The sequence below is a fragment of the Ideonella sp. FW305-24 genome (assembly GCF_058788035.1).
Map to the genome: position 1 here is coordinate 1 of NZ_JBYTAI010000022.1, position 12,665 is coordinate 12,665.

Consider the following 12,665-nt stretch of genomic DNA (forward strand, 5'->3'; position numbering starts at 1 on the left):
AGTCGGTACTTCATGCCGGCGCTGCCGCCGTTCAGCGCGTAGCAGGCGCGCGAGGTGTTCTTCGAGGTCAGGCCGGGGCCTGCGCGGAAGTAGCCGCCCCAGTCCAGCGCGAAGGCGGACTGGGCGGTGGCAAGCAGCAGGCCGATGGCCAGCGGGGTGTGACGCCAAGCGGGGTGACGAATCTTCATGGTTTGTCTCCTGACGGGAAGAGTGGGCCGCAGGCCACTCGTGTTGTTGTGCAATGTTCAGATTGCTTGCGGCGAGCCGAATTATTAATGAATACTGAACATGGAATTTATAGGTACTTACGATAGGATGTTGGCGTACAAGCAACGCTTCTTCGGTGCCAATCAAACGCCAAGTTCGCGTAAGCCCGGGTAACCCGCGCGTGAGTCCCCCTCCTTTGAGGGTGGGCGGCAGCCGGCTGACCTTAAGGAAGCACGCTGTGTGACGTGCCGACCGGCGAACCCGGAAAACCGGTGTCCGGCGGGCTCGGAGGTATCGATGAAGCAGCTGAAAAACGCCGCTCAGTGCGAGCGGGGCAGGCGCAGCTGCACCGACAGCCCGGTGGGATGGACCGACTGCACCGACACCCGGCCGGCATGCCGTTCGACGATCTCCTTGACGATCGCCAGGCCCAGGCCGCAGCCCGTGCCTTCGTGCGTGGCACGGAAGAAGCGCTCGAACACCTGGTGCTGTTGCTCCAGCGGCAGGCCGGGGCCGTTGTCGTTGACCTCGATGCGCACCCAGTCGTCGCCTTCTGCCGCCACCAGCACCGTGACCTCGGCGCCGCGGCCGGCGTAGCGCAGCGCGTTGTCGATCACATTGATCAAGGCCTCGCGCAGCAGCAGGCTGGTGCCGCGCACATGCAGCGGCTCGGCCTCGTCTGCCACTGCAAAGCCCAGGTCCTGCCCGGCATGCAGGGCGCGTGGCACCAGCTCCGCTGTCAGCTCGCGCGCCAGCTTGGCCATGTCCACCCGCTCCTGCGACTGGCGCGTGGCCGATTCCGGCTCGGCGCGGGCCAGCGTGAGCAACTGGTTGACCAGGTGGGCGCTGCGGGTCGCGCTTTCGTGCACGCGCTGCAGGCGGGCCTGAAGGGCTGGCTCGGTGGCGTCTTTGAGTGCCAGCTCGGTCTGGCTTTTCAGGCCGGCCAGTGGTGTGCGCAACTGGTGGGCGGCATCGCTGATGAAGCGTTTTTGCGCGCCCACGTTGCGCTGGACTGCGGCCAGCAACGCATTGATGGCCTGGGCCAGCGCGCGCACCTCGTGCGGCGCCACATCGATCTGGATCGGCGTCAGGTCATTGGCTGCGCGTCCGACCACCTGGCTGCGCAGCTTGCTCAATGGCGCCAGGCCGGCGCCAATGCCGGCCCAGACGATCATCGTCATCGCGATGATCAGCACCGACAGGGGCAGCACCGTGTCCAGCAGGATGCGGCGCGCCAGTTCCTCGCGGTTGGTGCTGGAACGCGCGACCTGGACCAGCATGGTCTGCGAAGGGCCGATGTCGTCGCCGTAGCTCAGGTACAGCGCGGCCACCCGCACCTGCTCGAAAATGGGTTTTTCGCCCTGCTCCAGGTGCGGGTTGAGCTGAATCTGGCCGTCGTAGAAGCGCGGGTCGCCCGGTGCCGCGCCAGCATCGCCCGCGGTCGGTGGCATTGGCAGGTTGCGGTTGCCGAGGATGAACTGGCCGGGTGGCGAGCTGACGGTGTAGAGCACCCGGTCGTTCGGGTCGGCTTCCAGAATGTCCTGCGCAGCGCGTGGGAAGTCGATCAGCAGCCCGTTGCCCACCGGCTTGACCTGGCGTGCGAGCGCACGCGTGGCCTGCAGCAGGCTGGCATCGATCGCCGCATTGGCATAGCGGGCTGCCAGGTTGTAGGTGAAGAACGCGCCGGCCAGCCACAGCACAAGTTGCGGCAGCAGCACCCAGACCAGCAACTGCTGGCGCAGCGAGCGCGCCCCGTGCAGCGCGCCCAGCCCCTTGCCGAGCAGGCGATGGCTCAGCGGTTGCCAGCGGCCCGGCGGCAGCGGATCAGGCAGGCCGGCGGGCACCGGCGTTGGGCCGGGCGGCAGGCCCGGGTCGGCATTCATGGCGGCAGGGCGATGGGAGGCAAGGACAAGGGCTGCAGCGCCCGATCGGCGCAGCACGCGGGTTCAGCGAAGCGCGGTTTCAGGCGACCACGGCTTCAGCCTCGAGCAGGTAACCCAGCCCGCGCACGGTGCGGATGACCAGTCCGGAACCCTCCAGCTTGCGACGCAGCCTGTGAATGTAGACCTCGATCGCGTTGTTGCCACCGGCACCGCCCTCGCTGGCACCGCCGGCGCGATCGGTTGCCCAGACCTGGTTGATCTGCTCCTTGGTGACCACCTTCTCGCGCTGCGTCAGCAGCAGGTCCAGCAGCATCCACTCGCGCGGGCTGAGTTCCAGCGGCTCGCTGCGCAGCGTGGCGCGGCGGGTGTCACGGTCGAAGCTCAGCGGGCCCATTTCGCTGGCGCTGCTGACCGGCTTGCTGCGGCGCAGCAGTGCCCGCAGCCGTGCTTCCAGCTCGGGAAAGTCGAAGGGTTTGGTCAGGTAGTCGTCGGCCCCGGCATTCAGGCCGGCCACGCGGTCGTCCAGGCTGTCGAGTGCGGTCAAGACCAGCACCGGCAGGCCGGGCTTGGCGGCGCGCACTCGGCGCAGCACCGTCAGCCCGTCGACCATGGGCAGGCCGAGGTCCAGCACCGCCAGGTCGTAAGGTTGCTTCAGCAGCAGGTATTCGGCCACTGCGCCATTCGGTGCGTGCTCCACCTGGAAGCCGGCCTCGCGCAATTGCGCAGACAGGGCGTCCGAGAGCAGCGCATCGTCTTCAGCGAGCAAGAGGTTCATGGGCAAAGCTTAACGTGCGCTGAGCGCGACGGGGAGGCGGGAAACACCGGGCAATGCCAGGCCTTGGCGCGGCGCTTCAGCCCAAGCGGCTCAGCAGCGCCTGGGCGGCGGCCGGGTTGCGCTCCTTGGCGCCGCTGATGAAATAGAAGAACACGTCGCGCGGATGCGCCAGCGCAGCCGGCGGCGGACCGGCCTCGACCTTGGGCAGCCCGGTCGGCTCCTGCCCGTCGCGCCAGGTGGCGACGCTTTTGGCCAGGCCGTCCAGCACCTCGGGTTCACAGCCCTCCGGCTGTTCGGACGCGGTGCGCATGAAGCGGCAGTAGGCGAAGTCGGCGGTCAGGTCCGGCAGCGGCGGGTAGTCGTCAGCCTCGGTGAACACCGTGGCCATGCCCATGGACCGCGCCAGGTCCAGGTATTCGCTGCAGCGAAAGCTCTCATGCCGCACGTCCAGCGCATGGCGCAGCGGGCGGCCGCCCAGCTCGCGTGGCAGCAGCTTCAGGAACGCGCCGAAGTCGGCCGCATCGAAACGCTTGCTTGGCGCGAATTGCCAGACGATGGGGCCGAGCTTGTCCTTCAATTCGAGCAGCCCACTGGCCAGGAATTTCTCTACCGAGCCACCGGCCTCGGCCAGCACCCGGCGGTTGGTCGTGAAACGGTTGGCCTTCAGCGAGAACATGAAGCCGGGCGGCGTGTCGTCATGCCACTTGGCAAAGGTGCTGGGGCGCTGGTCGCTGTAGTAGGTGCTGTTGATCTCGATTGCGCTGAGCTTGCTGCTGGCGTAGGCGAGTTCCTTGGTCTTGGGCCAGCCTATGGGGAAGAAATTGCCGTCGCGCCAGGGCTCGAAGCCCCAGCCGCCAATGCCCACGCGGATGCGGGGTGCGCCGGATGTCGACGAGGAGGGCGGTACAGCATCAGGCAGGAGAGAAAGCGTGTGCATGGCGATCAAGGCGTGCAGCCGCAGCGGTAGTGAGTTGATCGTAGCGGCTCTGGCGCCGTAGGAGGGCGCCCACGTGCGGCTGAGGCCATGTCCGTCTTTGCAACTCGCGCCGGCAGGCCTATGGTTCGGCCATTCGCCGCGCCACGCGGCATCACGAGGAGAAGTCGACCATGGACTGCAGCTTCCATCAGTTCCACGAGCTGTTTGCCCAACTGGGCCTGCCCGCCGAGGAAGCGGACATTCGCAGCTTCATCCACGCGCACCGGCCGCTGCCCAGCGGCGTGGCCCTCAATGAAGCCGACTTCTGGACGCCCGCCCAGGCGCAACTGCTGAAGGAACAGCTCAAGCAGGACGCCGACTGGGCCGAGGTGGTCGACCAACTGAACCTGGCCTTGCATTGAGCGAGCCGGCCCGCGCCGGGCGGGCTGCGCTGCTCAACACTCGACGATGTTGACCGCCAGGCCGCCGCGGGCGGTTTCCTTGTATTTGGTCTTCATGTCGGCCCCGGTCTCGCGCATGGTCTTGATGACCTTGTCCAGGCTGACGTGGTGCGTGCCATCGCCGTGCAGCGCCATGCGGGCCGCATTGATGGCCTTGACCGAGGCGATGGCGTTGCGCTCGATGCAGGGGATCTGCACTAGGCCGCCAACCGGGTCGCAGGTCAGCCCCAGGTGGTGTTCCATGCCGATCTCGGCGGCGTTTTCCACCTGTTCAGGCGTGCCGCCCATCACCTGGCACAACGCAGCGGCGGCCATCGAGCAGGCCACACCCACCTCGCCCTGGCAGCCGACCTCGGCGCCCGAGATGCTGGCGTTTTCCTTGTAGAGGATGCCGATGGCCGCGGCGGTGAGCAGGAAGTCCACCACGCCCGCGTCGGTCGCGCTGTGCACGAAGCGCGTGTAGTAGTGGAGGACGGCCGGCACGATGCCGGCAGCACCATTGGTCGGCGCTGTCACCACGCGGCCACCGGCAGCGTTCTCCTCGTTGACCGCCAGCGCGTAGAGGTTCACCCAGTCCATCACCTGCAGCGGGTCGCGCAGCGCGGCCTCGGGGTTGGAGGTCAACGCGCGATGCAAAGCGGCGGCGCGGCGGCGCACTTTGAAGCCGCCCGGCAGGATGCCTTCGGTGCGGCAGCCGCGGGCCACGCAGTCCTGCATGACCTGCCAGATCTTCATCAGGCCGCTGTGGATCTCGGCCTCCGTGCGCCAGTGCAGTTCGTTGCGCCGCATGACCTGCGCAATGGACAGACCGTGTTCCTGGCAAAGCGCGAGCAACTGGTCGCCGCTGGTGAAGGGCAAGGGCAGCACGGTGGCATCCGGCGCGATGACCTTCTGCTTGCTGCCGTCGGCCGCGACTTCGTCGCTGACGACAAAGCCGCCACCGACCGAGTAGTAGGTGCGCGTTTCCAGCTCTGAACCGGCCGCGTCATAGGCCGTGAGCCGCATGCCATTCGCGTGGAAGGGCAGGGTCTCGCGGCGCATGAAGAGCAGGTCCTCGGCCTCGAGGAAATGGACCGGATGCTCGCCCAGCAGGTTCAGCCGCCGCTCGCCGCGCATGGCTTCCAGGATGGCCGGCACCTGCTCCACGTCCACGCTGTCCGGCTCATGCCCGGCCAGGCCCAGCAGCACCGCCTTGTCGCTGCCGTGGCCCTTGCCGGTGGCGCCCAGCGAGCCGTAGAGCCAGCAGCGCACGCGGGCCACGCGCGACAGCAGGCCTTCATGCCGCAGACGGCCAACGAACAGCCGTGCTGCGCGCATGGGCCCCACGGTGTGCGAACTGCTCGGGCCGATGCCGATCTTGAACAGATCGAAGACTGAGACTGCCATGGTGAGCCTTGCGCTTGAGGAACCGGGGAAGGCGGATCAGGCGTCGAGTTCGGAGACCGGGATGCAGGAGCAGAACAGGTTCCGGTCGCCCCAGACGTTGTCGACCCGGCCGACTGGCGACCAGTACTTGCCCTGGCGCAGGCTGGCGACCGGGTAGGCAGCGGCCTCGCGGCTGTAGCCGTGCGTCCACTCGGTCTTCACCAGCTGTTCGGCGGTGTGCGGTGCGTTCTTCAGCGGGTTGTCCTCGCGCGGCAGCGTGCCAGCCTCGACCTGGCGGATCTCTTCCCGGATCGCGATCATCGCGTCGCAGAAGCGGTCCAGCTCGGCCTTGGGTTCGCTCTCGGTCGGCTCGACCATCAGCGTGCCGGCGACCGGGAAGGACAGCGTGGGCGCGTGGAAGCCGTAGTCGATCAGGCGCTTGGCCACGTCTTCGGCGCTGATGCCCGACGAGTCCTTCAGCGGGCGCAGGTCCAGGATGCACTCGTGGGCGACGCCGCCGCCCTTGATGCCATCCTTGGCGCCGCTGAAGTGGATGTCGTAGTGGCCAGACAGGCGGGCTGCCACGTAGTTGGCGCTGAGGATGGCGGTTTCGGTCGCGGCCTGCAGGCCTTCGGCGCCCATCATGCGCACGTACATCCAGCTGATGGGCAGCACCGCGGCGTTGCCCAGCGGCGCGGCCGAGACGGCGCCCACGCCGCCCAGGCGCTGCTGGCCGGCGGTGCCGTGACCGGGCAGGAAAGGCACCAGGTCTTCGACCACGCAGACGGGGCCGACACCCGGGCCGCCACCGCCGTGCGGGATGCAGAAGGTCTTGTGCAGGTTCAGGTGGCTCACGTCGCCGCCGAACTGGCCAGGCGCCGCCACGCCGACCATCGCGTTCATGTTGGCGCCGTCCACGTACACCCGGCCGCCGAAGCTGTGCACCATCGCGCACAGTTCCTTCACCTGCGGCTCGAACACGCCGTAGGTGGACGGGTAGGTGATCATGATCGCAGCCAGGTCGGCGGCGTGCTTCTCGCACTTGGCCTTCAGGTCCACCAGGTCCACGCTGCCGTTGGCATCGCACTTCACGACCACGACCTGCATGCCCACCATCATCGCGCTGGCCGGGTTGGTGCCGTGCGCGCTCTCAGGGATCAGGCAGATGCGGCGGTGAGCTTCACCGCGGTTGGCATGCCAGGCCTGGATGGCCAGCAGGCCGGCGTATTCGCCTTGCGAGCCGGCGTTGGGCTGCAGGCTGATGCCGGCGTAGCCGGTGGCCTGCGCCAGCCAGGCGCAGAGCTGCTCGTTCAAGAGCGCGTAGCCGGCCAGCTGGTCGGCCGGGGCAAACGGGTGCACCTGCGCGAACTCGGGCCAGGTGATGGGAATCATCTCGCTGGTGGCGTTCAGCTTCATCGTGCACGAGCCCAGCGGGATCATGCTGCGGTCCAGCGCCAGGTCCTTGTCCGAGAGCTTGCGGATGTAGCGCAGCATCTCGGTTTCGCTGTGGTGGGCGTTGAAGACCGGGTGCGTCAGGAAAGTCGAGCTGCGGGTCAGCGCGGCCGGCACCAGCGGCGAGACGCCGGCTTCGAAGTCGGCGAAGCCGGGCAGGGCGGCGCCGTTGGCAAACAGGCCCCAGATCGCCAGCAAGTCGGCGCGCGTGGTGGTCTCGTCCAGCGTGATGCCGATCGAGGCGTCGCTCGCCTTGCGCAGGTTCATGCCGGCGGCGCGGGCCGCGGCCAGGATGGCTTCCGTCTGGCTGGCCGTCTGCACTTCCAGCGTGTCGAAGGCCTCTTCATGGGCCAGCGTGGCGCCCAGCTGCTTCAGGCCTGCCGCCAGGATGGCCGTGTAGCTGGCCACGCGGCGGGCGATGCGCTTGAGGCCTTCCGGGCCGTGGTAGACCGCGTACATGCTGGCGACGACGGCCGGCAGCACTTGCGCGGTGCAGATGTTGGACGTGGCCTTTTCGCGGCGGATGTGCTGCTCGCGGGTCTGCAGCGCCAGGCGGTAGGCCGGCGCGCCGTGCGCGTCCACGCTCACGCCCACCAGTCGGCCGGGCAGCGAGCGCTTGAACTCGTCCTTGCAGGCCAGGTAGGCGGCGTGCGGGCCGCCGGCGCCCATGGGCATGCCGAAGCGCTGGGTGTTGCCCAGCGCGATGTCGGCGCCTTGTTCGGCCGGCGCCTGGATCAGTGTCAGCGCCAGCAGGTCGGCCGCGACGATCAGCAGGCCGCCCTGGGCGTGCACGGCATCAGCCAGCGGCTGCAGCGCGCGCACGCGGCCGGTCACGCCGGGGTACTGCACCAGCGCTGCAAAGCACTCTTGCTGGCCGGCCTGCTCGGCCGGGCCGACAACCACCGTGATGCCCAGCGGCTTGGCACGGGTGCGGATCACTTCCAGCGACTGCGGCAGCACGTCGTCGGCCACGAAGAAGGTTTCGCTCTTGCTCTTGCCCACGCGGGCGGCCAGCGTCATGGCTTCGGCGGCCGAGGTGGCTTCGTCCAGCATCGAGGCATTCGCCACCGCCATGCCGGTCAGGTCGGTCACCAGGGTCTGGAAGTTGACCAGGGCTTCCATGCGGCCTTGCGAGATCTCGGCCTGGTAAGGCGTGTAGGCGGTGTACCAGGCCGGGTTCTCGAGGATGTTGCGCAGGATGACGCCGGGCGTCAGCGTGCCGTGGTAGCCCTGGCCGATGAAGCTTTTCAGGCACTGGTTCTTGCCGGCGATGGCCTTCAGCTCGGCCAGCGCCTGGGCTTCGGTCAGCGGCGTGGGCAGCTGCATCGGCGCGCTGCGGGCGATGCTGGCGGGCACCAAGGTTTCGATCAGCGCACGGCGCGAGGCCGCGCCGATCACGCTGAGCATCGCGGCTTCGTCCTCCGGCGCCGGCCCGATGTGGCGGGCGACGAACTCGGCGTTGTTTTCAAGGGCGTCCAGGGGCGCGTGGGCGGACATCAGCATGGCAGCGGGTCTCGGCGGGGCGGCCGCGGTGGCGGCAGGGGAAAAGGCGGGGAAGGTCCGGCGACGGATCACGCCACCGAACCAGGCAGTTCAGTGCGGGATCAGAGCGTCTTCAGCAGTGCGTCGTACGAAGGCGCATCCATCAGCGCTTCGAACTCGGCCATGTCGGACACGTGGACCTTGAAGAACCAGCCGTTGCCCATCGGGTCGGTGTTGGCCAGCGATGGGTCGGCGCGCAGCGCTTCGTTGACTTCGACGACTTCGCCGCTGACGGGCATGTAGATGTCGGCCGCGGCCTTGACCGACTCGACCACGCCGGCGATGTCGCCCTTGGCGTAGGTCGTGCCGACCTCGGGCAGGTCCACGAAGACCACATCGCCCAGGGCGTCCTGCGCGTGCAGCGTGATGCCGACGACGGCGGCTTCGTGGTCCTCGATGTTGATCCACTCGTGATCGTTGGTGTACATGGTCGTCATGTGTCGGGCTCCGTGGTGTGGCGGGAGAAGGAATTCAGGAAAGAAACAAAAGGGGAGGCGGCAGAACGGCGGTGCCGTGCCAGCGCGCAGGTTAGATCGGCGAGGCGGGGCTGTCCAACCCCGGATGGGGCAGGTCGCATGCCGGCCTCGGACCGATCTCGCTGCGCTCAGCCGCGGTAGTAGCGATTCGGGGTGAACGGTGTCGCGGCGACCGTCATCGGCAGCCGCTTGCCGCGCACTTCGGCGAAGACTTCGGTGCCCACCGCGACCTGCGCGGTAGGCAGGTAGGCCAGCGCGACCGGCGTGTTCACGGTCGGGCCCAGCGTGCCGCTGGTCACGGTGCCCAGCTCGGTGCCGTCTGCCGAGAACAGCTTGGTGCCTTCGCGCACCGGCGCCCGTTCCTTGCCGACCAGGCCCACGCGCTTGCGCGCCGCGCCTTCGGCGAACTGGCGGTCGATGACCGCGGCGCCAGGGTAGCCACCAGCGCGCGCGCCACCAGCACGCCGCACCTTCTGGATGCCCCAGGTCAGCGCGGCTTCGACTGGCGTGGTCGTCGTGTCGATGTCGTGGCCGTACAGGCACAGGCCGGCTTCCAGGCGCAGCGTGTCGCGCGCGCCCAGGCCGGCAGGCTTCACTTCCGGCTGGGCGAGCAGTTCGCGGGCGAGGGCCACGGCGTCGTTCTCGTGCACCGAGATCTCGTAGCCGTCTTCGCCGCTGTAGCCCGAGCGGGTCACGAAGCATTCGGCGCCGGCCAATGTGAACAGGCCGCCGGTCATGAAGGTCAGCTTGGCGACTTCGGGGTTCAGGCGAGAGAGGGCGTCGACCGCCTTCGGGCCCTGCAGCGCCAGCAGCGCACGCTCGGGCAGCGGCCTGACTTCGCAGCGGCTGCCAATGCGGGCCTGCAGGTGCGCGATGTCCGCGTCCTTGCAGCCAGCGTTCACCACCACGAACAGGTCGCCGAAGCTGGCTGCTCCCTTGCCGGCCGGGCGGGTGATCATCAGGTCGTCGAGGATGCCGCCTTCGTCGTTCGTGAAGAAGGCGTAGCGCTGCTTGCCGGGCGCCAGGTCGATCACGTCCACCGGCACCAGGGTTTCGAGTGCGGCGGCCGCGTCGGCGCCGATCAGGCGCAACTGGCCCATGTGCGAGACGTCGAACAGCGCGGCCGAATCGCGGCACTGGCGGTGCTCGGCCATCAGGCCGGCCGGGTACTGCACCGGCATCGCGTAGCCGGCGAAAGGCACCATTCGGGCGCCGAGTTCGAGGTGCAGGGCGTGCAGCGGGGTCTGCAGCAGGATGTCAGGCGTGGAGCTCATGCGGGGTCGTCTCTTCAGGTCGGCGCTTGGAGGGCGGTCTGGCGAATCTCTTCATCCAATAGGCCCTCTCTGTCCGCTTTACCTGAGAGATTGACGGCGGGCCGTTGATAACGGCCACCGCTTGCCCCTTCGGTGGACGGGCTCATGGCCTTGCAGCCATCACCCGCCTCTCTCCAGTGAGGAACGCCTCGCCTGTTACGGCAAGACGCTTGTCAGTCCTTTTGCCTGAGCGTTCGAGGGGTGACCCTCTGCGCCTTCGGCGGCTCCTGGTGGAGCTCTCTCCTAACAAGCTGAGCAGTGTAACCGCAGCCGCGGGCGGCGCCAGCGCCGTGCGATAGTCTCGGCCGTGCCGAAAAAAGATCCAGACCCGAACCAAGACCGGTACCAACCGAGCTCGCGCCGCCAGCGCCTGATCGTCATCGCCGCGACCGCTGCCACCGTGGTGGTGCTGTGGCTGCTGCTGATCTACCGGCCAGGCGGCCATTACACGATCTACGACCCGCCCAAACCGGCGTGCAAGCCGGGGCAGACGACCGACTGCGTGGGTGGCAAGGCCGACGTGCTGTTGCTGCCGGCCTCGCCGGCTTCCGCCAGCGGCAGCTGAATTCGCTGAGGCTTCAGGCCGCGGCCAGCATCGCGCGGCCCACGGCCTCGGCGACCTCGATGCCGTCCACACCAGCGGACATGATGCCGCCGGCATAGCCCGCGCCTTCGCCCGCCGGGTAGAGGCCCTTGACGTTCAGGCTTTGGTAATCCTTGCCGCGGGTCATGCGCAGCGGCGACGAGGTGCGGGTCTCGACGCCGGTCAGCACCGCGTCTGGCATCGAGAAGCCCTTGATCTGCCGCTCGAAGGCGGGTAACGCCTCGCGGACTGCATCCAGCACGTAGTGCGGCAGGACAGGGCGGTCCTTGGCGGCCAGCTCGGTCAGGTGCACGCCGGGCTTGTACGAGGGCTCCACATTGCCGAGCACGCGGCTGGGCTGGCGCTTGATGAAGTCGCCCACCAGTGCAGCGGGCGCCAGGTAGCCGCCGCCGCCCAGTTCGTAGGCGCGCGATTCCCAGATGCGCTGGAAAGCCATGCCGTCCAACGGGTTGACGGGGCCACTTCCCGGTTTTTGCCGGTAGTCCGCAGGGGCTATGCCGACGACGATGCCGGCGTTCGCATTTCGCTCGTTGCGCGAATACTGGCTCATGCCGTTGGTCACCACGCGCTCGGGCTCGGAAGTGGCGGCGACCACGGTGCCACCGGGACACATGCAGAAGCTGTAGACAGAGCGGCCGTTGCTGGCGTGGTGCACCAGCTTGTAGTCGGCCGCGCCGAGGATGGGGTGGCCGGCATTCGTGCCGAAACGTGCCCGGTCGATCGCCCCTTGCGGATGCTCGACCCGGAAGCCAATGGAGAAGGGCTTGGCTTCCATGTAGACGCCGCGCTCGTGCAGCATCGTGAAGGTGTCGCGCGCGCTGTGGCCCAGCGCCATCACGACGTGGTCCGAGCGCAGTGTTTCGCCGGAGGCCAGCGTCACGCCGCGAATGTGGCGCTGCTCGCCCTTGCCTTCGATCAGCACGTCGGTGACCCGCTGCTCGAAGCGGATCTCACCTCCCAGCGCGACGATGTCGGCCCGGATCTTCTCGACCATGCTGACCAGTCGGAAGGTGCCGATGTGCGGCTTGCTGACGTAGAGGATTTCCTCGGGCGCGCCGGCCTTGACGAACTCGTTCAGCACCTTGCGCGTCAGGTGGCGCGGGTCGCTGATCTGGCTCCACAGCTTGCCGTCGGAGAAGGTGCCGGCGCCGCCTTCGCCGAATTGCACGTTCGACTCCGGGTTCAGCTGCTGCTGCCGCCACAGGCCCCAGGTGTCCTTGGTGCGCTGGCGCACTTCCTTGCCGCGCTCCAGCACGATGGGGCGCAGGCCCATCTGGGCCAGGATCAGCGCGGCGAAGATGCCGCAGGGGCCGAAGCCGATTACCAGCGGGCGCGGGCGTTCGGTGGCGTGGAAGTCCGCTGGCAAGTGGTCGTCGACATGGCCGACAAACTTGTATTCGGTGTCCGGCGTGAGCCGGATGTGAGGGTCACCTGCGTGCTGCTGCAGCACGGCGGCCTCCTGGGTCGCGTCGGTCAGCTCGCAGTCCACCGTGTAGATCAGCACGATGGCCGACTTCTTGCGCGCGTCGTAGGCGCGCTTGAACAGGGTGAACCGGCTCAGTGCCTCGTCCGCCACGCCCAGCCTGGCGACGATGGCCGGACGCAGCGCGTCTTCGGCATGGTTCAGCGGCAGGCGGAGTTCGGTGATCCTCAGCATGGTGCAGGTCTGCG

At 68.1% G+C, this 12,665-nt stretch carries 10 protein-coding genes, 1 pseudogene and 2 riboswitches; of the genes and pseudogenes, 2 read left to right on the plus strand and 9 right to left on the minus strand.

The genetic code is table 11. From position 1 onward, the window contains the following. From AC3WR5_RS32160 to AC3WR5_RS32175, 4 genes and pseudogenes are all read right to left on the minus strand, one after another. Positions 1-188: pseudogene (locus AC3WR5_RS32160) on the minus strand (hypothetical protein); the annotation flags it as partial. Positions 189-527: 339 nt separating this feature from the next. Continuing rightward, positions 528-2,090 carry a sensor histidine kinase gene (locus tag AC3WR5_RS32165; RefSeq protein ID WP_231012202.1) on the minus strand — a complete coding sequence of 521 codons (1,563 nt, stop codon included), beginning with the start codon at positions 2,088-2,090 and terminating at the stop codon, positions 528-530. Between the two features lie 79 nt (positions 2,091-2,169). Continuing rightward, positions 2,170-2,865 (minus strand): response regulator transcription factor, encoded by a 696-nt coding sequence (locus AC3WR5_RS32170; protein ID WP_141288421.1) that lies wholly within the window; start codon positions 2,863-2,865, stop codon positions 2,170-2,172. Positions 2,866-2,941: 76 nt separating this feature from the next. Continuing rightward, positions 2,942-3,802 (minus strand): DUF72 domain-containing protein, encoded by an 861-nt coding sequence (locus AC3WR5_RS32175; protein ID WP_492489844.1) that lies wholly within the window; start codon positions 3,800-3,802, stop codon positions 2,942-2,944. A gap of 170 nt (positions 3,803-3,972) precedes the next feature. On the opposite strand from AC3WR5_RS32175, the gene AC3WR5_RS32180 reads away from it, so the two are divergent. Further along, complete coding sequence (locus tag AC3WR5_RS32180) at positions 3,973-4,203, plus strand: DUF2789 domain-containing protein (RefSeq protein ID WP_141288419.1); 231 nt, start codon at positions 3,973-3,975, stop codon at positions 4,201-4,203. A gap of 33 nt (positions 4,204-4,236) precedes the next feature. On the opposite strand, the gene AC3WR5_RS32185 is transcribed toward AC3WR5_RS32180, so the two are convergent. The 4 genes from AC3WR5_RS32185 to gcvT form a co-directional block, all read right to left on the minus strand. Further along, positions 4,237-5,628, minus strand: a complete 1,392-nt coding sequence (locus tag AC3WR5_RS32185; protein ID WP_492489845.1) for an L-serine ammonia-lyase — start codon at positions 5,626-5,628, stop codon at positions 4,237-4,239. 36 nt (positions 5,629-5,664) lie between these two features. Then, positions 5,665-8,562, minus strand: a complete 2,898-nt coding sequence (gene gcvP, locus AC3WR5_RS32190; RefSeq protein WP_492489846.1) for an aminomethyl-transferring glycine dehydrogenase — start codon at positions 8,560-8,562, stop codon at positions 5,665-5,667. Positions 8,563-8,663: 101 nt separating this feature from the next. Then, complete coding sequence (gene gcvH / locus AC3WR5_RS32195; protein ID WP_141288416.1) at positions 8,664-9,038, minus strand: glycine cleavage system protein GcvH; 375 nt, start codon at positions 9,036-9,038, stop codon at positions 8,664-8,666. A 167-nt stretch (positions 9,039-9,205) separates the two neighbouring features. Further along, the gene (gcvT, locus tag AC3WR5_RS32200) at positions 9,206-10,351 is read right to left on the minus strand and encodes a glycine cleavage system aminomethyltransferase GcvT (protein WP_492489848.1); all 1,146 of its coding nucleotides are present in this window, start codon (positions 10,349-10,351) and stop codon (positions 9,206-9,208) included. Positions 10,352-10,410: 59 nt separating this feature from the next. After that, positions 10,411-10,538: riboswitch (glycine riboswitch) on the minus strand. Positions 10,539-10,554: 16 nt separating this feature from the next. Continuing rightward, positions 10,555-10,646, minus strand: a riboswitch (glycine riboswitch). Between the two features lie 51 nt (positions 10,647-10,697). Between gcvT and AC3WR5_RS32205 the strand changes: the two genes are divergently transcribed. After that, on the plus strand, positions 10,698-10,955 hold the full coding sequence (locus AC3WR5_RS32205) for a hypothetical protein (RefSeq protein WP_492489849.1): 258 nt from the start codon (positions 10,698-10,700) through the stop codon (positions 10,953-10,955). Between the two features lie 13 nt (positions 10,956-10,968). Here AC3WR5_RS32205 and AC3WR5_RS32210 read toward each other — a convergent pair whose 3' ends face one another. Beyond that, complete coding sequence (locus AC3WR5_RS32210) at positions 10,969-12,651, minus strand: NAD(P)/FAD-dependent oxidoreductase (RefSeq protein ID WP_492489851.1); 1,683 nt, start codon at positions 12,649-12,651, stop codon at positions 10,969-10,971. Positions 12,652-12,665: the final 14 nt, after the last annotated feature.

Bases quoted from the DNA above. Each gene is read 5' to 3' on its own strand.
- AC3WR5_RS32165 (WP_231012202.1), bottom strand. From the start codon at position 2,090: ATGAATGCCGACCCGGGCCTGCCGCCCGGCCCAACGCCGGTGCCCGCC.
- AC3WR5_RS32170 (WP_141288421.1), bottom strand. From the start codon at position 2,865: ATGAACCTCTTGCTCGCTGAAGACGATGCGCTGCTCTCGGACGCCCTG.
- AC3WR5_RS32175 (WP_492489844.1), bottom strand. From the start codon at position 3,802: ATGCACACGCTTTCTCTCCTGCCTGATGCTGTACCGCCCTCCTCGTCG.
- AC3WR5_RS32180 (WP_141288419.1), top strand. From the start codon at position 3,973: ATGGACTGCAGCTTCCATCAGTTCCACGAGCTGTTTGCCCAACTGGGC.
- AC3WR5_RS32185 (WP_492489845.1), bottom strand. From the start codon at position 5,628: ATGGCAGTCTCAGTCTTCGATCTGTTCAAGATCGGCATCGGCCCGAGC.
- gcvP (WP_492489846.1), bottom strand. From the start codon at position 8,562: ATGCTGATGTCCGCCCACGCGCCCCTGGACGCCCTTGAAAACAACGCC.
- gcvH (WP_141288416.1), bottom strand. From the start codon at position 9,038: ATGACGACCATGTACACCAACGATCACGAGTGGATCAACATCGAGGAC.
- gcvT (WP_492489848.1), bottom strand. From the start codon at position 10,351: ATGAGCTCCACGCCTGACATCCTGCTGCAGACCCCGCTGCACGCCCTG.
- AC3WR5_RS32210 (WP_492489851.1), bottom strand. From the start codon at position 12,651: ATGCTGAGGATCACCGAACTCCGCCTGCCGCTGAACCATGCCGAAGAC.